This is a genomic window from Sphingobacteriales bacterium (genome assembly GCA_012517435.1).
GTDB lineage: Bacteria > Bacteroidota > Bacteroidia > CAILMK01 > JAAYUY01 > JAAYUY01.
In genome coordinates, this window is record JAAYUY010000023.1 from 1 (window position 1) to 19,327 (window position 19,327).

18 protein-coding genes are annotated in these 19,327 nt (G+C 39.3%); 10 read left to right on the plus strand and 8 right to left on the minus strand.

Going from position 1 to position 19,327, the window contains the following annotated elements; all coding sequences use genetic code 11:
• The coding region (locus tag GX437_01330; GenBank protein NLJ06289.1) for a LemA family protein at positions 1-352 on the plus strand (352 nt) is incomplete at its 5' end.
• On the opposite strand, the gene GX437_01335 is transcribed toward GX437_01330, so the two are convergent.
• Both GX437_01335 and GX437_01340 read right to left on the minus strand, forming a co-directional pair.
• Positions 318-1,409 (minus strand): NUDIX domain-containing protein, encoded by a 1,092-nt coding sequence (locus GX437_01335; GenBank protein NLJ06290.1) that lies wholly within the window; start codon positions 1,407-1,409, stop codon positions 318-320. The genes GX437_01330 and GX437_01335 overlap by 35 nt on opposite strands.
• A gap of 48 nt (positions 1,410-1,457) precedes the next feature.
• Entirely contained in the window at positions 1,458-3,608 is a 2,151-nt protein-coding gene (locus GX437_01340; GenBank protein NLJ06291.1) for a S46 family peptidase, read from the minus strand.
• A 116-nt stretch (positions 3,609-3,724) separates the two neighbouring features.
• On the opposite strand from GX437_01340, the gene GX437_01345 reads away from it, so the two are divergent.
• Complete coding sequence (locus GX437_01345; protein ID NLJ06292.1) at positions 3,725-4,351, plus strand: uridine kinase; 627 nt, start codon at positions 3,725-3,727, stop codon at positions 4,349-4,351.
• 4 nt (positions 4,352-4,355) lie between these two features.
• Positions 4,356-5,675 carry a bifunctional folylpolyglutamate synthase/dihydrofolate synthase gene (locus GX437_01350; GenBank protein NLJ06293.1) on the plus strand — a complete coding sequence of 440 codons (1,320 nt, stop codon included), beginning with the start codon at positions 4,356-4,358 and terminating at the stop codon, positions 5,673-5,675.
• A gap of 2 nt (positions 5,676-5,677) precedes the next feature.
• On the opposite strand, the gene GX437_01355 is transcribed toward GX437_01350, so the two are convergent.
• Positions 5,678-6,550: a nucleoside phosphorylase gene (locus GX437_01355; GenBank protein ID NLJ06294.1), complete on the minus strand. Its 873-nt coding sequence runs from the start codon at positions 6,548-6,550 to the stop codon at positions 5,678-5,680.
• Between the two features lie 79 nt (positions 6,551-6,629).
• On the opposite strand from GX437_01355, the gene GX437_01360 reads away from it, so the two are divergent.
• Complete coding sequence (locus GX437_01360; GenBank protein NLJ06295.1) at positions 6,630-7,613, plus strand: hypothetical protein; 984 nt, start codon at positions 6,630-6,632, stop codon at positions 7,611-7,613.
• 48 nt (positions 7,614-7,661) lie between these two features.
• Here the strand turns inward: GX437_01360 and pyk are convergent, their stop codons facing one another.
• Entirely contained in the window at positions 7,662-9,104 is a 1,443-nt protein-coding gene (gene pyk, locus GX437_01365) for a pyruvate kinase (protein ID NLJ06296.1), read from the minus strand.
• A 130-nt stretch (positions 9,105-9,234) separates the two neighbouring features.
• Positions 9,235-9,627 carry an energy transducer TonB gene (locus tag GX437_01370; GenBank protein ID NLJ06297.1) on the minus strand — a complete coding sequence of 131 codons (393 nt, stop codon included), beginning with the start codon at positions 9,625-9,627 and terminating at the stop codon, positions 9,235-9,237.
• 188 nt (positions 9,628-9,815) lie between these two features.
• Between GX437_01370 and GX437_01375 the strand changes: the two genes are divergently transcribed.
• The 4 genes from GX437_01375 (at position 9,816) to dnaA (ending at position 13,543) form a co-directional block, all read left to right on the plus strand.
• Positions 9,816-10,334 (plus strand): hypothetical protein, encoded by a 519-nt coding sequence (locus GX437_01375; GenBank protein ID NLJ06298.1) that lies wholly within the window; start codon positions 9,816-9,818, stop codon positions 10,332-10,334.
• Between the two features lie 18 nt (positions 10,335-10,352).
• Entirely contained in the window at positions 10,353-11,096 is a 744-nt protein-coding gene (locus tag GX437_01380) for a hypothetical protein (protein NLJ06299.1), read from the plus strand.
• Positions 11,074-12,009 carry a bifunctional metallophosphatase/5'-nucleotidase gene (locus GX437_01385; GenBank protein NLJ06300.1) on the plus strand — a complete coding sequence of 312 codons (936 nt, stop codon included), beginning with the start codon at positions 11,074-11,076 and terminating at the stop codon, positions 12,007-12,009. Before GX437_01380 ends, GX437_01385 begins: the two co-directional genes overlap by 23 nt.
• A 100-nt stretch (positions 12,010-12,109) precedes the next feature.
• Positions 12,110-13,543 carry a chromosomal replication initiator protein DnaA gene (gene dnaA, locus GX437_01390; protein ID NLJ06301.1) on the plus strand — a complete coding sequence of 478 codons (1,434 nt, stop codon included), beginning with the start codon at positions 12,110-12,112 and terminating at the stop codon, positions 13,541-13,543.
• Positions 13,544-13,548: 5 nt separating this feature from the next.
• Here the strand turns inward: dnaA and GX437_01395 are convergent, their stop codons facing one another.
• Complete coding sequence (locus GX437_01395) at positions 13,549-14,154, minus strand: hypothetical protein (protein ID NLJ06302.1); 606 nt, start codon at positions 14,152-14,154, stop codon at positions 13,549-13,551.
• A gap of 122 nt (positions 14,155-14,276) precedes the next feature.
• Here GX437_01395 and GX437_01400 point away from each other — a divergent pair, with 122 nt between their 5' ends.
• Both GX437_01400 and GX437_01405 read left to right on the plus strand, forming a co-directional pair.
• Entirely contained in the window at positions 14,277-14,915 is a 639-nt protein-coding gene (locus GX437_01400; GenBank protein NLJ06303.1) for a DUF47 family protein, read from the plus strand.
• A 4-nt stretch (positions 14,916-14,919) separates the two neighbouring features.
• On the plus strand, positions 14,920-15,936 hold the full coding sequence (locus GX437_01405; protein NLJ06304.1) for an inorganic phosphate transporter: 1,017 nt from the start codon (positions 14,920-14,922) through the stop codon (positions 15,934-15,936).
• Between the two features lie 170 nt (positions 15,937-16,106).
• On the opposite strand, the gene GX437_01410 is transcribed toward GX437_01405, so the two are convergent.
• Both GX437_01410 and GX437_01415 read right to left on the minus strand, forming a co-directional pair.
• Positions 16,107-17,798, minus strand: coding sequence for a S41 family peptidase (locus GX437_01410; GenBank protein NLJ06305.1), 1,692 nt, complete (start codon positions 17,796-17,798; stop codon positions 16,107-16,109).
• A gap of 70 nt (positions 17,799-17,868) precedes the next feature.
• Complete coding sequence (locus GX437_01415; protein ID NLJ06306.1) at positions 17,869-19,200, minus strand: PhoH family protein; 1,332 nt, start codon at positions 19,198-19,200, stop codon at positions 17,869-17,871.
• Positions 19,201-19,327: the final 127 nt, after the last annotated feature.

The window sequence follows — 19,327 nt, forward strand, 5'->3', positions numbered from 1 at the left end:
AGAGCTTTTGGAAGGAGTTACCCGGTTAAGGAATTTGTATTTATCAGAAAATCAGCAATCAGGGAAAATTGAATTTGCCGATCAGCTTGCCAGACAGGTAGGAGAGTTGTTTGTTCAGGTTGAAAATTATCCGCAGCTGAAGGCAGGCGAAAATTTTCTGAAGCTACAGGCTGCATGGAACGAGATGGAAGACCAGATTGCAGCTGCCCGAAGGTTTTACAACTCCTCTGTGAATGACTATCACAATTCGCTGGAAATGTTCCCTACCAATATCATTGCCCGACTGATGGGCATGAGAAAAAAATCTTATTTCAGCATCAGGGACGGGGAGAAAGAAATTCCATCAGAATAGGAAATTCATGTTCAAAATTCGGGGTAAAAACATCTTTACCCAGTGAGCTTTTTATTTCTTCAATTTTCCAGAATTTTCCATCTGCCAGTTCATCAGGGTTGTAGGTGATTTTTTGTTTGGTTTGGGCTAAAAACATGAAAATCAGCTCACTTTCATATTTTGTCTCCCAGACATATTTTTTGACAAAAACCGGATTGAAGTTTTTTAACCCTATTTCTTCTTCAACTTCCCTGTACAAGCCTTGTTCGAGTGTATTTCCCCATGAAATATGCCCGCCCACGGCAGTATCCCATTTTCCGGGTTGTATTTTTTTGTCCATTGGCCTTTTTTGAAGATACAGTTCGTTTTTATCATTGAAAACATGCAGATGGACTACCGGATGAAGCAGGCCTTTACCCTGATGACAAAGTGTTCTCGGGGCTTTTCCTGTGATGTTCCCTTCTGTGTCAACAAGGGGTAGCCATTCGTCATGCCGGTATTTTCGGGCAAGCATTTTATTTTTGACAAATTCATAGGCGATAAACATACCGAAAAGGATATAGAAAAGTATCCCGCTGATAAACACCCATGCTTCGTTGCTCAGATAATATGAAGAATAGATAATCAGCAGAATATGCCCTGTGATGATGAAAAAAAACACTTTCAGGCTCCTGTTAAAAAGGCTGATCTGAAAATCGCTGATTTCAATACCTCTGAGGTAGCGTTTCGACATGTTCAGCAGGAGGTTTCGCGGTGTAAATACGGAAATACCGATGATAACTGCCACGATAGCTTCTATGATGGCTGGTTTGAGTTTGAAAAAAATATCATTTTCAAGAATGATGGAAATGCCACCCATTAAAGTTAACAGAGCCGTATCAATGAGGACAAATGTGTCTAATTTTCTGGTTTTTATGAAAATAACAATAAATTCGCCCAAGCCGGTCAGGATGGAGATGATGAGAGCTGTTCTGGTATTAAATACCTCATCGGCAACAAAAAAAATAATCAGAGGGATGAAGCCCGGTAACAGTTTTTTTAAAACAGAAGTCTGATTCATATCCTGTATTAAATACAAACAGGAACAGTTTTTCAACCGTTCCTGTTTGTAGTGTTCATGGGAAGTTTATTTTATGAGGGTAAGTTCATTAATCAGATTGGTGGCACCTCCTAACTTATCGATGACAAACAGAACATAGCGGATATCGACACTGATAGTACGATTCAGATTAGGGTCAACAATCAGGTCACCTGTCATGGCTTCCCAGTTACCGTCAAAGGCAATACCGATAAGTTCCCCGTTGGCATTAATTACCGGACTGCCTGAATTACCACCTGTTATATCGTTATTGGAAAGGAAACAGACATAAAGTGTATCACCAACGCCATAAGGCCCGAAATCTTTTTTCAGTAAAAGTTCCTTGAGTTTGGGGTCAACGATGAATTCTTCATTGGTCGGATCTTCCTTCTCCAGTATGCCATAGTGAGTCGTATAGTGTTTGTAAAATACACCATCCCGCGGGCGGTAGGGAAGTATTTGTCCATAGGTCATGCGAAGGGTGGAGTTTGCATCAGGATACATGACCTTATCTTTCTGATATTCTTTCATTAAGGCAATAAAATTGTTCTGATAATCTTCAAGTTTCATCGAAACAGACAGGTAGATCATGAGATAGTTATCTCTGAAAAAGTTGCCGATTTCCTCATTGAGTCTGAAAAAAGCATCATTTTTCAAAGCTTTTGTGCTTGGTTTGGCTTTGAATTTTGCCAGTTTTGCACTGTCGAGGATGATGGATTTGGCAAAAAGTTCATCACAATAAAGTTTGATTTTTTCTTCAATGGTGCCGGTTTTGTATTTTGTTTCTATATCATTAAAGATGGCAAAAGATTTAGGATCTGAAAGGCTTTGATAGAATTTCAGCAAGTACTGAGGCAATACCTCTTTTTCTATGTCGATGGTTTTAAGTTTTTTCATGTGATCGAAAGTAGCATACAGTTCATCCAGCTCTGAAGCCAGTTCTTCCGGTTTTGATCCCTGTTCCAGCTTATTTTTAATCTGATTGAAATCACTGGTATATCCAATGATTTCGAGGCGGTTAAGTCCTGCTCCGAGATAGTAAATTCCCGGCATAATCTTTTTAAACCTGGTGTAAGCTGTTTCCAGGTCATTGAGAACATTGTTGTATTTCTCTTTTCTTCCCTGATCGGTGTAAATCCATTCTTCAATTTTCCGGTCTCTTTCCTTGAATTTTTCAACCAGATTGTAATTTTTCAGTCCCAGCAATTGTCCTTCAAGATATTTCCAATAGTTTGACAGGGAAGCATAATCAGAAGCCAGCTCAATTCTGACAAAATCGCTTTTATCCATCTGGGTTTTCATGGCTTTGAGCTTGATGTCAAAAATATCTATAAGAGCAGGCTGTTCATAATTCATTTTAAAGTCGAGGTCGAAATGCGAAAGGTAACGTTCGGTGGTTCCGGGATATCCCAGAATCATGGAAAAGTCATTTTTCTGAACACCTTTTAGTGAAATGGGAAAATATTTCAAAGGCTTGTAAGGAATATTTTCATCACTGAATTCAGCAGGTTTTCCGTCAGGGCCGGTATAAATTCTGAGAATCGAAAAATCACCGGTGTGGCGGGGCCACATCCAGTTGTCGGTATCTCCTCCGAATTTACCAATTGAGGAAGGAGGTGCTCCCACAAAACGAATGTCTTTAAATGTCTCATAAACAAGCAGATAATATTCTGTCTGGCCAAAATAGCTTTTTACTTCTGCATTGTAATGCGTTCCTTCCACTGCTTTGTTGACAAGAGAATCAATCAAATCCTCATAGTTTTCTCCGGCATCTTTTTTTGCATTAATTAGTGCCGATACATCTTCCATATACACCAGCCTGCTGATGGTGAGATTGGGGATAGGGATTTCTTCTGCCAGTGATTTTGCCCAGAATCCTTTGGTAAGGAAATCATTATCAACGCTTGATAACTCAGCAATGGATTCATATCCGCAATGGTGATTGGTAAAAACCAGCCCTTTGTCGCTGACAATTTCACCGGTACAAAAGCCTTCTCCGAGCCTCACCACTGCATCCTTGATTGAACTGTGGTTGATACTGTAAATATCGTCAGCGGTCAGTTTGCAGCCAAGCTGTTGCATCTTTTGCTCATTGAGCTGTTTGATATACAAAGGAAGCCACATTCCTTCGTCACCACCTGCAAAAAGCATCGAAAAATTGCTGAAAAGAAAAATCAGCAGTAAGTGTATCTTTTTCATGTCTTTAGATAATTGTGATTTAAACGTAAATAAATTCAGATTAATTGAAGTGCGAATATAAAATTTGTATTCTGAATTTTCTTTCGATATTAATTTAATTTTAATGAATTGACACAGTGAACCCCAACAAGTTGTTTTCTTTTTATCTGATCAGCGTTACAGGTGGAAGTGCATCTGGTAAATCCCTTTTCATTTCTGCACTGAAGGATTCTTTTTCTGAAAAAATCACCATTATCTCTCAGGATGATTACTATAAATCCATTGAATATCAGCATAAAGATGAAAAGGGTATTTACAATTTTGACCTTCCTGAGGCAATTGACCATGATTTGTTTTTGGAACATCTGACCCTGCTTTCTACCGGCAAAGTCATTCGCAAACTGGAATATACCTTTAATCATCCTGAAAAAATTCCCAGAGAAAAAGTTTTCTATCCCCGTCCTGTGGTCATCATTGAAGGACTTTTTGTTGAATATCATCCGGTCATTTCCCAAAATATTGATTTTAAAGTGTTTATTGATGCAGATGAGGAAATTTGCTTTCAAAGAAGGCGCAGGCGTGATATTTTTGAACGGGGTATCCCGGAGGAGATTTTCCTTCATCAATGGAATTTTCATGTATTGCCTGCGTATCGGAAATTTGTTTTGAAGTTCAAGGAATCTGCCGATTTAGTCGTTTTGAACAATCAGGATTTTGACGAGGGCCTGGAGTACTTAAAAGCTTTGATTTCCAGTAAAATATAAGATATTGGATTACCAGACAACCATAGCTTATCTGTTTTCCCGTTTGCCCATGTATCACCGGATCGGGCCTGCTGCCTACAAAGCTGATCTGAAAAACATTCAGTTTCTTGATAAAAAGCTCAGCCATCCGCACCGGAATTATCCATGTATTCATGTGGCAGGTACAAACGGTAAGGGATCGGTAAGCCATTTACTGGCTTCTGTTTTTCAGGAAGCAGGATATACAACGGGATTGTTTACCTCACCTCATCTGATCGACTTCAGGGAAAGGATTAAGGTCGGTGGAAAACCGGCTGATACTGATTTTATCGTTTCTTTTACGGAAAACATTAAAAAATCGATAGAAGAAATTAAACCTTCTTTTTTCGAAATTACCACAGCGATGGCCTTTCAATATTTTGCTGAAAAACAAGTAGATATAGCTGTTATCGAAACAGGTTTGGGCGGGCGGCTCGACTCCACCAACATCATTGAACCTGAATTGTCGGTCATTACCAACATCAGCCTTGAACATACTTCCCTGCTTGGCAGTACCATCGAAAAAATTGCCATGGAAAAAGCAGGCATTATCAAAAATAATATTCCTGCTGTAATTGGCAGAAAATCTGATGATTATCTTCATGTATTCAGGGAAAAAGCAAAAGAAACCAACTCTCTCTTGTTTTTTTCTGAAGATAAATTTTCAGCCGGATTTTTAACCCATGAAAAAACCTTTTCTGTGTATAACATCTTCAAAAACAATCATCTAGAATATGAGCATGTTTTGTGTGGATTATCCGGAAGTTACCAGGCTGAAAATCTGTCCACCCTTATGGCAAGTATCGATATTCTTTCAGAAAAATTTAAAAAAATAGAAAGTGAGTCCATACTGAACGGGATCAAAAATGTCGTTTTAAATACGGCTTTGTGGGGCAGATGGCAGATTGTTCAGGAACATCCATTTCTGGTGCTCGACATTGCCCATAATCCTGATGCAGTAGAGAAAATGCTCAGTGAACTCAGGCATTTTCAATACAAAAATCTATACATCGTTATAGGCATGAGTGAGGACAAGAATCATCAGCTGATATTGGAAAAATTTCCCCGCAATGCTTTTTTTTACTTTTGTAAGCCTGATGTCCCCAGGGGACTTGATTCGGATTTGCTTTACAGGTTTTCCAGTGAAAAAAACTTAAACGGAATTAATGTAAAAACCGTTTATAATGCTTTGGAGTCTGCCCTTGACAAAGCAAATGAAAACGATTTTGTTTTGGTTACAGGGAGTGCTTTTGTGGTAGCTGAGGCACTTTCCTATCTGATTGAAAAACAAATATTTACTCAGTAGTTTCAGACTAATTGAACCAGCTTGTCCAGAATGTTGCCGGCAAGGTTCAGCATGGCCTGATGATAAGAGACATTGACCTGGCGGAGATGACGATTGGCAATGACCAGATTGATAGTAATGGCCTGATGTCGGAAAAGCCTGCTTAAACCAAACAAGGCTGAGCTTTCCATTTCAAAATTAACGATGTGTAAGTCCTGAAAATTAAAACTTGCAAAAATGTCAACCAATTTTTTGTATGGGTGCTGAAGCCTTAAAACTCTTCCCTGAGGGGCATAAAAACCGGGAGCTGTTACAGTTATGCCGGAGGGATAATCACTGCTGAATAAATCGAAAAGTTGTTGTGATGAAGACTGAATGTAAAACGGCAAATTAATCCCCGCCTGAGAAAGGTGCTGCGAAATTTTTTCTCTGATAACTAATTCATCATCAGTTAATCGGAAATTGTAAAAATGGTTGAGGTTGTCGAGTCCAATAGCCATCCGGCTTACAATTGCACTGCCTGGCTCATTTTCAGGATGAATAGCTCCGCAGGTGCCAATTCTGATAAAATTCAGCTGTGTTGTCTTTTGCTTAGGTTCAAAGCTTTGTAAATCAATATTTTTCAGGGCATCAATTTCATTCACCACAATATCAATATTATCGGTGCCTATTCCTGTTGAAAGGATGCTGAGTCTTTTGTTTCTGTAATATCCCGTATGCGTAATAAACTCTCTCTTTTCTTTTCTGACTTCTGTTTTGTCGAAAAGTGAAGAGATAAGCCCGACCCTGTCTTTATCGCCAACAAGTATTATGGTATCAGCTAATTCCTCTGGATGAAGGTTCAGGTGATAAATACTGTGGTCGGGGTTTAAAATAAGGTCAGATTTTGAAATCATGACAGGTTTTTATTTTCATGCAAAAGTAAGAGAACAGTTAGAGATTATGCGATAATTTTGAAGCTTCAATAAAACAGCTTTGATTACCTATTTACGCCAGAGAAATCCGCTTAATTATCCTTTGCTGCTTATTTATACCTTTCTGATAAATTTTTCATGGTTTTTTTCCTTGCCTGAACCTGACAAACAGAGTGAGTCTTTTTTTTACTATCTGTTTGGGAATCATTTTCATATAACCGATGAATTTGTAGCAGCTATTCTCTCTGTTGGTTTGATTTATATTACTTCCTTGTTTTTGAATGCGGTATTTTCAAGGCTGAAGGTTTTTAATGAAGTAAATCTTTTACCTGCCTTTATTTTTGTTACCATTAAAGCAATGTTCCCGCTGACTGCGGTACTTACACCTTTTTATTTTGCCTTAATCATCATGTTTTTAGTAGTTTACAACCTCCTGCTTCTGTTTGATATGACACATGCCCCCGAACATTTGTTTTTTACATCTTTCTTTCTGGGCATTGCAGGTTTATTCTATTTTCCTGTAAATTATTATTTTCTGTTTATTCTCATTGCTTTTCCGGTTCTGAAAAGACCTACTTTGCAGGAACTTTTTCTCATTCCCGTGGGTGGTGCCATGCCGCTTTTCTTTGTGGCCTTTTACTTCTATCTGACCGATCAGCTCAATGTATTCCATCAGGTTTTTGTGGATGTTTTTCCGGGATTTGTTGTCCCCGATTTCAGCCATTACACTTTTACGATTTTCCCCGTTGTTTTTTTATTTGTCCTTCTTACCATTGGTTTTTTTCAGGATAAATTTGCTTTCATGGCTAAAAATGTCAGAGAAACAAGGTTTAATACTACCTTTACTGTTTATTTCTTTATTTCAGGAGCTGTATTCGTTTTTTTAACCAAACTCCCTTTTTCATTTGCCGTCTTTTTCCTGATTCCTGTTACCTTTTTTCTTGGCAGTTTTTTCATGAAAGGTAATAAAAAATTTATCAATATCTGCTTATTGCTGATGATGGCAGTGGCTGTTTTTCAACAGTTCCTTTTTATCGTTGACTAAAAGATTTACGCCAAAACGATTTTTTGTGAATGGCCGCTGAACCTACATTCAATCCGTCACCTGAGTGATTTTCAGCATATTGGTTTTTCCTTTCATCTTTAATGGAATACTTGCCAGATGAATGATGATGTCGCCCTTTTTAATAAACTTTTTACTCCGTAAGAATGAGGTGGTAAACTGGATTGAATCGTCTATGTTTTCAATGTCTTTAATTAAAAATGCCCTGACGCCCCAAACCAGCGATAAGCGGCAGATCAAATCCGGATTTTGGGTAAAGGCAAAAATGGAAGAGCGGGGCCTGTAGCTTGACATTTTAAATGCAGAATATCCTGATTGTGTGAAAGTTACAATTGCACTGGCTTTTGAAATATCGGAGAGCCTCCGGGCTGCATCACAAATTGAGTCGGAAAGGAAGCGGGAAGAATTGGTGTGCGCAATATCTCTGTTGTAACTATAGCCGTTTGCTTCTGTATAATCAATAATTTTCTGCATGTTACGAAGTGCTTCAACCGGATATTTTCCGACAGAGGTTTCACCGCTCAGCATCAGGGCATCGGCTCCATCTAATACGGCATTGGCAATGTCGGTAGCTTCAGCTCGTGTGGGCTCAAAATTGGTGATCATGCTTTCCATCATTTGTGTGGCTACAATGACCGGTTTGCCTTTGCTGATACATTTTCCGATAAGGGTTTTCTGAATCAGGGGGACTTTTTCGAATGATGTCTCCACGCCTAAATCTCCGCGTGCTACCATGATAGCATCGCTCCGGTCAATGATTTTGTCAATTTCTGTGAGGGCTTCGGGTTTCTCAATTTTTGAGATAATGGCCGTATTCATCCCTTTTCTTTGAATGATTTCACGTAGTTCATCCACATCAGCTGACCTCCTGACAAAAGAAAGCGCTATCCAGTCAACATGATGCGACAAGGCAAATTCGAGGTCTTTCAGGTCTTTTTCTGTCAGACACGGCAGGCTGGTCCTGGTATCCGGCAGGTTTACGCCTTTTTTGGATGAAATAAGGCCTCCGTTCAATACCTTTGCTTGGATAACTTTATTCTGACCTGCTGAAACTACCTGAAGTTTAATTTTCCCATCGTCCATCAGAATGACTTCTCCGGGTTTTACTTCCTTTGACAGATCAGGATAATTGACATACAATATCTTATCATTACTGAGGCAGGGTGTATCGGTTATTTCAATAATGGAACCTGTCTGTAGCAGAACGGATTGTCCTTCAACTTCACCTATTCTGAGTTTGGGGCCCTGAAGGTCAGCCATAATGCCGACCTGGGTTTGAAGTTCTTTGTTTAGTTCCCTGATTTGTTGAATGACTTTCACATGGTCGTCATGACTCCCGTGAGAAAAGTTCAGCCTGCAAATATCTACCCCTTCAAAGATGAATTGCTTTAAAACTTCTTTAGAGGAAGAAGCAGGACCGATTGTAACAATCGTTTTTACCTGAGAACGATTCTTTCTTAACAATTCTTTCATGTTTTTTATTTATTTCATTCTGAATGTGCCCTCATTAATCCTTGTCAATATACTCTGCAAAGGTATTTATTGTTTTTTAAACAGATTTTAAGCGAATGAAATTTTTTGACAGTAAGACCTCTATTGAACATCATAGCTGAAAGCGTATGGGTAAATTCAGCATAACCCTGACAGCTTTACCTTTTTGATAGCCGGGTGTCCATTTTGGCATGGCTTTAACCACTCTGACTGCTTCATTATCAAGCTCTTCTGAAACCCCTTTCAATACATTAACTGATGAAACTGAGCCATCTGTTTCAACTATAAAACTGACAATGACCAAACCCTGTATTTTATCTTTAATGGCAGACTGAGGATATTTAATTTCTTTTTTAAGATAGTCAGAAAGAGCTTTTTCCCCTCCCGGAAACTCAGGCATTTTTTCGACAACCATATTAGGTTCGTCTTTCGTTGAAAATGTATCGTTTTGAGCGGCTACATCAAAAAAGACAGCGACAAAAATCAACAGCAGCATTGCTTTCATAAAAGTAATTTTATGGTTAAAACGGTAAAAACAGATTCCGGTCAGGCCAGAATTTCAAACAAAGATAATCATTATCAGGGAATTAAAATCAAACAAGAACAAAGGGCAAAAAAATTTGAAATTAATTTACGGCTGAAAGGTTTTGGCTGACCAGACAGGCTTAAATTTGCAGGGACAAAAAAAATGCAATGCAGGATTTTATGGAGTTGTTAAAGATAATTCTCCCGGCTCTGCTGGTGTTTCTGACCTCATGGTATCTGATAAGGGAATTTTTACGAAAAGAAGAATCCAGGAGGATAGATGAACAAAAACGGCTGATAGGGAAGGATGCTTTAATGCTTAGGATGCAGGCATACGAGAGGCTGATATTGCTTATGGAAAGGATTTCGCCTGCCGCTGTTGTGTTGCGTTTAAGTAAAAACAATCAGACTGCCAAAGACCTTCATTTACAGTTAATCGGGACGGTCAAAGCTGAATTTGAACATAACATTGCCCAACAGCTTTACGTTTCAAAGGAAACCTGGCAGATGGTAGTTGCCTCAAAAGAAGAAACAGTCAGGCTTTTCAACATGTCGAAAGAAAAATGCAAGGAGAATGACAATGCCATTTTGCTGGCCAAAATCATTTTATCTGACTGTCAACCGACTCAGGATTTGATTTCCAAAACCATCGACCTGATAAAACAAGAGGCACAAAAACTTTTTTAAGACTTTTTTTGTAATATAATGAAAATCAAAAAGTTGTATTTAATAGCTATTGCTTTGCCCATCCTGTTCCTGCTGGTTTCATGTAGTCAGTATTTGGTAACGGGATATGAAGCACTGCAGGTTCAGCATGCAACCAAGATTGAAATTGACGCTATTATTCAGCCCTATAAAACAGAGATTGACCGGGAAATGAACGAAGTCATCGGATATTCAGGCATGGAAATGAAGACAGGCTTCCCTGAGGGTTTGCTCGGTAATTTTGTTTCCGACCTGATGCTTTCTTCCGTCAGAAAAGATTTTAAAGAGAATGGTGAAAGACTTTTTTCACTGACCAACAACGGGGGTCTCAGGCGACCCTTACCTGTCGGAGAGATTACAAGAAAAGTTGTTTTCGAAATAATGCCATTTGATAATCAGGTAGTTGTCATAAAGTTAGACAGCCAGTTGATGGATAAGCTATTTAACTATATTATTAATGGTGATGAAATGGCCATTGGAGGATGCCGCCTGACTTATCGTTCGGGTCAATTGGTTAAAGCAGAGATCAATGAAAAAGAGTGGGACAGAAGCAAATCGTATTTTCTGGTTACTACAGATTATCTGGCAAATGGCGGGAGTGGAATGGAGTTTTTAAAAAGTGCTGAGACGGTGTGGCATACAGGAATATTGCTGCGGGATATGATTATTCAATATATTGCTGATAATCAGTCGAAAGAGATAAAAGTAGAATCAAAGGAAGATGGCAGAATCACAATTGATTGACCGGAGAGAGTTTTTGGATGTTGGGCTAAAGTTTGGGATTGGAACTTTAGCTCTCGGGCTTGTGCCATCTTTGCTGAAGGCATCCGGTGAGCCGGAAGGATTGCTGATTCTTCATACCAATGATGTTCACAGCCGGATAGAACCATTTCCGATGGATGGAGGAAAATTTCAGGGGAAGGGAGGTTTTTCGGCAAGAGCAGCCATGATTGATGAACTCAGAAAGAAACACCGGAATGTTCTGTTGTTTGATTCCGGAGACATTCTGCAGGGAACGCCTTATTTCAACCGTTATCATGGTGCGCTTGAGTTCAGACTGATGTCGGAAATGGGATACAATGGAGCCTGTATCGGAAATCATGATTTTGATGCCGGCATTGAAAATCTTGCTCATCTGGCAGAATCAGCAACTTTTCCTTTGATTTGTTCAAATTATGAGGTGAAAGGAACGCCACTTGAAGGGAAGGTGAAGTCATATGCAGTGTTTAAGACAGGAAAAATTAAAACAGGGGTTTATGGTCTGGGGATTGAGCTGAATGGTCTTGTGCCGGAGCAGTTGTATGGAGGAATCAGGTATCACAATCCTGTGGAAAGAGCAGTCTGGGCAGAGGAAATTCTTAAAAAGGAAGAAAAGTGCGATTTTATCATTTGTCTTTCCCATTTAGGGTTCAGATATGAAAATTCAAAGGTCAGCGATGTGGTAATAGCCCGAGAAACATCTTTTACTGATCTGATTTTAGGAGGCCATACCCACACTTTTATGCAAAAGCCCGAGGTTGAGGAAAACCTTAAGGGAAAAAGTGTTTATGTCTTTCAGAATGGATGGGGTGGGGTATATCTGGGATGTATAGAGGTCGGGAAGGGCACAAAAGATTCAAGTGAACTTAAGGTATTAAATTCATTATCTGTATGTTAAGTTTTTGTAAAAAAAATGAAGATTTTTTTTCACATTTGGTGAAAAACTCGACCTTTATAGTTTGGAAATTAATTAAGGAATTCAAAAATAAAACAACTTTATGAGCGAAAAGTACATTGAAGTCTGGGAAAAATGTCTTGAGATTATTAAGGATAACGTAACGTTACAGAGTTTCAAAACATGGTTCAAACCCATACAGCCGGTTAAAATGGAAAATGATGTACTGACCATACAGGTGCCCAGCTTGTTCTTCTATGAATGGCTGGAAGAACATTATGTAAATCTGCTCAGAAAAACCATAAAAAAAGTCATTGGCCCGAATGCAAAACTTGAATACAATATAGTGGTAGAAAACAGTTCTGAAAACAAACAGCAACGGACAATCAACATGCCGGCTTCAGAGCTCGGGAAAGATGAAGGTATGGAAGTTTCCATGCCATTGAATATCAGCAACAGCATTAAAAATCCATTCATCATTCCTGGTCTGAAAAAAGTTAAAGTTGATCCGCAGCTTAACAACAATTTTTTGTTTGAAAACTTTATTGAAGGCGAATGCAACCGTTTGGCCCGATCAGCCGGACTGTCCATTGCCTCAAAGCCCGGTGGAACAGCTTTTAATCCGTTGTTTATTTATAGTGGAGTTGGATTGGGGAAAACACATCTTGTTCAGGCTATTGGCAATGAAATACGTAACAATTTTAAAAACAAGGTGGTATTGTATGTTCAGGCCGAACAATTTGCCAATCAATATTATGATTCTGTCAGAAATAACATCATCAACGATTTCATTAATTTCTACCAGATGATAGATGTGTTAATTGTGGATGATGTTCAGTTTTTTGCAAACAAGGAAAAAACACAGGATATTTTCTTTCATATCTTCAACAGCCTCCACCAGAACAGCAAGCAATTAATATTGACCAGTGACACTGCTCCCAAAGATATGAAAGGTCTTGAAGAGCGGCTGCTTTCCCGTTTCAAATGGGGATTGTCCACCGAAATTCAGAAACCTGACTTTGAGACCCGCATTTCCATACTTGAAAATAAAATGCACGCCAACGGAATAACCCTGCCAAAAGATGTGGTTGAATACATTGCCTATCACGTAACCTCCAGCATACGCGAACTTGAGGGGAGTCTGATTTCCATTCTGGCGCAATCTTCTTTCAACAAGCGTGAAATTAATGTCAATCTGGCAAAAGATATTCTGAAGAGCTTTATTAAAAAGTCGTCCAAGGAGCTTACCATTGAACACATTCAGCGGCTGGTAGGCGAACATCTGAATGTTTCCATTGAAGAGATTAAGTCAAAAACAAGGAAGAGAAATATCGTTCAGGCACGACAGATTTCCATGTATTTTGCCAAAAAGCTCACAAACAGTTCGTTGTGTGTAATCGGAAAGCATTTCGGGAGCCGCGACCATTCTACGGTGATTCATGCCTGTCAAACCGTAGATGATCTGAAAGACAGCGATCCGGAATACAATGCAAAACTGAATGAAATTCAGAAACTTATCATGATAAATCTGGGTTAGAACACTCAGGGGCAGGGGATATTTGCCTCCACTCTTTTCCCATCAACCTTTTTAACAATAAAGGCATTTTTTATTCCCATTTCAACAATGTCTTTTTTGAAACGGCAGGCATCTTCAAGCTTATCGAAACGGCCTATCATCAGCCTGATGGATTGATTGACTGTATCGATATTCATGTTGATCAGGGAAGGTGCATATCGGGAAAAACTGAAATTTTTAAAGTATCCTATCTGAACTTCATACTTTTCACCTGAAATACCGGAAGTAAAAATCGGACCTGCTGTCTGAGTATCTTCAAGCTGTTTGTTATATGCCAGCACAGACAGGCTGTCAATAACTTTTTTAAGCTGTTGGTTTTCTGTTCTCAGGCTATCTGTCAGTTTCAGGTCAACACTGTGTTTTTGCAGGCTAAACCTCCATTGACCGTTTCCCTGATAAAACTGAAAATAAATAAAGAAACTTGCAGTAGTAAGAAAAAGAATGATAAAGATGGCAAGCAGGATGTAGAGACCTTTCCCGTTCGAAGTTTCTTCATCCAATTCTTCTTCATGGTTATCATTTATCTCAGAAAGAATCTCACTTTCAGGTTCAAACTTCCTGTTTTCAGTCATTTTTTACTGTTTTTGGCATTTTTAAATTGTGTTAAAAATAATAAATACCTCATAACTGCTTTCCATACGATATGCATATTTTTGTTTACAAGTTGAATATCACTTCTGTAAACGAATAGGATATGTTTAAGCAGACAAAAGTTTTAATCAAACAGATGGATGAGTACCTCGATGCCGTAAGTCAGTCGGGTATTTTGTTCAATCTGGCTATCAATGAATTTTTAAAGAATGAATATGAGCGGTTTAATGTTCATTTGCTTTCATTGACAGAAGCGGAACATCAGGCAGATAAACTGAAGCGGAAAATTGAAAATGATCTGTATGTCCATTCCCTGATTCCTGAGTACAGAGGAGATGTCATGCGACTACTGGAAAGGCTTGATGAAATTATCGACACAGCAAAAGAAGTGGTGGTCAATTTTGATATTGAAAGACCAGTCATCATGAACGATATGACAGAAATGTTTTCCGGGCTTGCCGATATTGCCTGTAAAGCAGTTGATTCAACGGTTTCAGCTGCAAGAATGTATTTTAATCATCCTTCTCAGATCAGAGACCATCTGCACAAAATATATTTTTACGAGAAGGAAGCCGATCATTTATCAGATAATCTGAAACGAAAGATTTTTAATCATCCCACACTGGAGCTCAGTCATAAAATGCATTTGAGATATTTTGTTGCCCGTACCGATTTGCTTGCAGATACAGCCGAATCGGCAGCCGATATGCTTTCTGTGTATTCGATAAAGCTAAGTGTCTGATTACATGATTGTTATTTATCTGTTTTGCGGGTTTTTACTGGGATGGTCGCTGGGAGCCAACGATGCAGCAAATGTGTTTGGGACAGCTGTGGGTACGCGAATGATATCTTTCCGTAAGGCAGCCTTCATTTGTTCTTTTTTTATCGTGCTTGGTGCTGTTTTGGGCGGTAGTGGAACCACGGAAACCTTAAACTCACTCGGGCAGATAACCAATATCCGGGCTGCTGCTCTTGCTGTTTTTATTGCTGCCCTCACCGTTTTCGGCATGACCTGGCTTCGTCAGCCGGTTTCTACCTCGCAGGCTATTGTCGGTTCAATAATCGGATGGAATCTGGCGATGCAGCTTCCTCTTAAAAGTGAACCTGTGATAAAAATCTTTTCCACCTGGATTATTTGCCCGCTTTTATCTGCATTGATTACTATCATTATTTATCTGGCCGCAAGGAAATTTATCTTTAGCAGGCCTGTCAATCTTTTTAAAAGGGATGCTTACATCAGAATGGCTTTGCTGGTGGCAGGAGCTTTCGGAGCTTACAGCCTTGGTGCCAACAATATTGCTAATGTCATGGGTGTTTATGTCAATTCTGTTAAATTTGAGGATATCAAGGTGTTGAATGTAACCATCTCATCATTGCACCAGCTTTATTTTCTGGGAGGACTTTCGATTGCTGCAGGCGTATTTTCATTTTCAAAGAGAGTGATGATGACAGTTGGTAAAAATATTTTCCATTTATTGCCGGAGCATGCTTTTATTGTAGTCTTCAGCCAATCAGTTGTTTTATTTCTTTTTTCTTCCAGTCGGTTGTCCGACATGATGATAAGCATTGGTTTACCGCCATTCCCGCTTGTACCTGTTTCAAGTACGCAGGCTGTTATAGGTGCTGTTTTGGGCATAGGACTGATGAAGTCGGTGGCAAGCCTTAAATTCAGGATTCTTGGCGAAATTGCCTTAAGCTGGGTTTTAACCCCACTGGTCAGTCTTTGCCTGACTTTCGTCACATTAAAAATCTTTGGTTTTTAATCCTAATTTGATGTTGTAAAGAGTCAGATTCGTTTACATGTTAATTGTTTTCAGGGAGTGTTTTAGCCCCCAAATAAGTCGGACAGAAATATAGTCAGAAATCTATAAAATTGTCCAAATGAAAAAGAGTACTTCTAGCAAAGAAGAGAAGCTTCAGAAAGAATTGGTTATTATTTTGAATTGCCAAGAATTTTGTTGTATCTGTTCATGTCGGTAAAGAGTTTCAGGGCTTCTGCTATATCCTGATCGTAGGCAAGGTTGAAAATGATTCTTCCTTTCTGAAAATAATATCTTGAAACTATTTCATTTTCAATAAGTTGAGTAATGTCTTTTTTGTATCGTATGAGGTCATTGTTTTTTTCTTCATTCAGACGGGCTTTTAATTCTTCATATTGGTTTTTCACTAAATCAAAATGATTTTCATTTTCGGCTTTCTTTTTAAAATCTTCAAGTGATTTTTCTGCAGCAGTCTGATAGGAGAATTTACTATCCCTGACAAAAGCCATAAATTCGTCATAATCAGCAGCAGAAATATGAAACTGATCGGGAGCGGGAATAGTATTGTGTTTGAGCCTGTAATTGGTGGCAAAATCGAAAATGACATTATCGCGGAGAAGAAAATTAATAATCTCTGGGGTAGTGTCTTTTCCGGTCTGAATATCGGGGAAAATACCTTTCCCATCATATACAGGCCGTCCGTTTTTTGTGTAAAACTTTGAGATAAGGGAATCAGGGACTTTGATAGCCTTTCCATCCGTTCCTTTGTGGGCATAATCTATTTCCTGTATGCATCTGCCACTTGGGATGTAGTATTTGGCAGTAGTAACTTTCAGCTGAGAGTTGTATGGGAGAGGGCGGGGAGTCTGAACAAGACCTTTTCCGAGGGTTCTTTTTCCAATAATGACAGCCCTGTCGAGATCCTGCATGGCTCCGGATAATATTTCAGATGCTGATGCTGAGTTTTCATTTACCAGAAAAATCAAGGGCATTTTGGTGTCGAGGGGATGTTCATAGGTACGGTATTCCTTGTCCCATGAAGATACTTTGCCTTTTGTGCTGACAATCAGTTGTCCTTTTTCGGTGAATAGACCGGCTATTCTTACCGCTTCAATGAGTAATCCGCCCGGATTTCCCCTCAGGTCGAATACAAGACCTTTCAGTTTGCCTTTTTCATTCATTTTACTGATAGCTTCCCTGATGTCTTCATAAGAATTTTCCTTGAAAGAGGAATGAAGCAGGTAGCCGATGCTGTCGTTGAGCATTCCATAGTAAGGAATATTGGGTACTTTTATTTTATCTCTTTTAATGGTAATCAGGGTATCGCCTTTTCCTTTGCGTTCGACCAACACCTTAACTTCTGTTTCCGGTTGGCCTTTTAGCAGGGATGTTACATCGGAGGTAGAAAGTCCTTTCACACTTTTACCATCCACTTCTTTGATGATGTCGCCAGCCATCAGACCCGACAGATGGGCAGGTGCATTTTCATAAGGCTCGGTAATCTGAACATAATCGCCACGTTTTGAGATCATTGCCCCAATGCCTCCATAGCTGCCGGTGGTCAGAAAACGGGCATCTTCCATTTCACTTTCGGGATAATAGACGGTATAAGGGTCAAGAGTTTTCAGCATGGCGTCAATAGATGTTTTTACCAGCTCGGCAGGGTTCAGCTCATTGACGTAATAGGTATTGAGTTCTTTAAACAGCGCCACATAGATTTCAAGTTGTTTGGCAATTTCAAAAGCATTTTCATCGGCAGGCTGGGTTTGTTTTGCTTTTCTGCTATCTTTAGTCTGTGCCTGAGCGTGAGGAAGGTAAGATGAGAATAATCCCAGAAAAAGGAGTATCAGAATAAAACGTTTCATGGATAAAAAGTTTAAAATTGAAAAAAGCGATTTTATGTTAACAAGAATAATGCAACACCCGGTAAAAAGCTTATAAAATATTCGAAGCCAACTCGGCAAGAATCGATCTTTCTCCTTTTTCCATGGTGATGTGCGCATAGAGTTCCTGTCCTTTCATTCTGTCAATCAGGGTGGTAAGTCCATTGCTGCGGGAATCAAGATAAGGGGTATCAATCTGATACGGGTCGCCCGTGAAGACCACCTTAGTCCCTTCTCCCGCACGGGTGATGATGGTTTTAACCTCATGAGGAGTGAGGTTTTGTGCTTCATCGACAATAAAATATACTTTTGAGAGGCTTCTGCCACGAATATAGGCAAGTGGTGTGATGACCAGTTTTTCGTTTTTCATCATATCATTGATGCGTGCAAATTCCTGCGACTCCTCCTTAAACTGGTGTTTGATAACGGTAAGGTTATCAATCAGTGGTTGCATGTAGGGGTCGAGCTTGGTTTTTATATCCCCCGGCAGAAAACCCAGATCACGGTTAGATAATGGAATAATTGGCCTTGCCAGCAGAATTTGTTTATAATCTTTTCTGACTTCAAGTGCAGCGGCAAGTGCCATCAGGGTTTTGCCGGTACCGGCTTTACCGGCCAGCGTTACCAGACTAATGGCAGGATTCATCAACGCATTAAGGGCAAAAGCCTGCTCGGCATTTCGTGGAGTAATGCCATAAGCTCGTACCTTTTCTACCAATCTCAGGCTATTGCTTTCTTTATGATAAACCGTCAGGATGCTTTTAACTCCATTTCTGACAATAAAATATTCATTGGGATAACATTCAATATGTAATCCGCTTTCTTCTACGGTAATGAAGCCATCTTTATAGATTTTGTCAATAATTTCACTCGGGACATGTTCTATCAGGTTTTTACCCCTGTACAGTTCATCAATGTCTTTAACTTTTCCGGTTTCATAGTCCTGAGCGTTGAGGCCTATGCTTTTCGCTTTCATTCTCAGGTTTATATCCTTGGAAACCAGAATTACAGTATGTTCCTTTTCTTTTTTGGAAAGATTATTGGCGACTGAAAGAATACGGTGATCAGGCTTGTCTTCCAGAAAAACCTTACGCAACGATTCTTCCATGACGGTATCGGTGCTGATAATCAGGCGTCCGCCATCAGGCAACTCTACTCCATCACTGCTGATTCCCTCGGTGAACAGTTTATCGAGCTCACGAATAAATTCCCTTGCATTGAAATTAATGATTTCATTGCCCCGTTTAAACTTATCAACTTCTTCAAGGAGTGTGATGGGAATGACGACAATATTGTCCTGAAAGGAATAAATACTTTGAAAATCGTGAAGTACTACGTTGGTATCGAGGACAAAAATCTTGTAACTTTTCTTCTTTTTTGCCATTATTTCTTTCGAATGAAATTTAAAATTTCGGGCAAGTTATTAATATCTTCAGTGTAGGGAGTGCTTAATTTTTCACAAAGAGGTTGATAATACTTGATTTTAAGTCGATATATTGTTGAATGGAATT

Bases quoted from the DNA above. Each gene is read 5' to 3' on its own strand.
- pyk (NLJ06296.1), bottom strand. From the start codon at position 9,104: ATGAAAGAATTGTTAAGAAAGAATCGTTCTCAGGTAAAAACGATTGTT.
- GX437_01400 (NLJ06303.1), top strand. From the start codon at position 14,277: ATGTTTAAGCAGACAAAAGTTTTAATCAAACAGATGGATGAGTACCTC.
- GX437_01380 (NLJ06299.1), top strand. From the start codon at position 10,353: ATGAAAATCAAAAAGTTGTATTTAATAGCTATTGCTTTGCCCATCCTG.
- GX437_01355 (NLJ06294.1), bottom strand. From the start codon at position 6,550: ATGATTTCAAAATCTGACCTTATTTTAAACCCCGACCACAGTATTTAT.
- GX437_01395 (NLJ06302.1), bottom strand. From the start codon at position 14,154: ATGACTGAAAACAGGAAGTTTGAACCTGAAAGTGAGATTCTTTCTGAG.
- GX437_01370 (NLJ06297.1), bottom strand. From the start codon at position 9,627: ATGAAAGCAATGCTGCTGTTGATTTTTGTCGCTGTCTTTTTTGATGTA.
- GX437_01415 (NLJ06306.1), bottom strand. From the start codon at position 19,200: ATGGCAAAAAAGAAGAAAAGTTACAAGATTTTTGTCCTCGATACCAAC.
- GX437_01340 (NLJ06291.1), bottom strand. From the start codon at position 3,608: ATGAAAAAGATACACTTACTGCTGATTTTTCTTTTCAGCAATTTTTCG.
- GX437_01405 (NLJ06304.1), top strand. From the start codon at position 14,920: ATGATTGTTATTTATCTGTTTTGCGGGTTTTTACTGGGATGGTCGCTG.
- GX437_01375 (NLJ06298.1), top strand. From the start codon at position 9,816: ATGCAGGATTTTATGGAGTTGTTAAAGATAATTCTCCCGGCTCTGCTG.
- GX437_01410 (NLJ06305.1), bottom strand. From the start codon at position 17,798: ATGAAACGTTTTATTCTGATACTCCTTTTTCTGGGATTATTCTCATCT.
- GX437_01385 (NLJ06300.1), top strand. From the start codon at position 11,074: ATGGCAGAATCACAATTGATTGACCGGAGAGAGTTTTTGGATGTTGGG.
- dnaA (NLJ06301.1), top strand. From the start codon at position 12,110: ATGAGCGAAAAGTACATTGAAGTCTGGGAAAAATGTCTTGAGATTATT.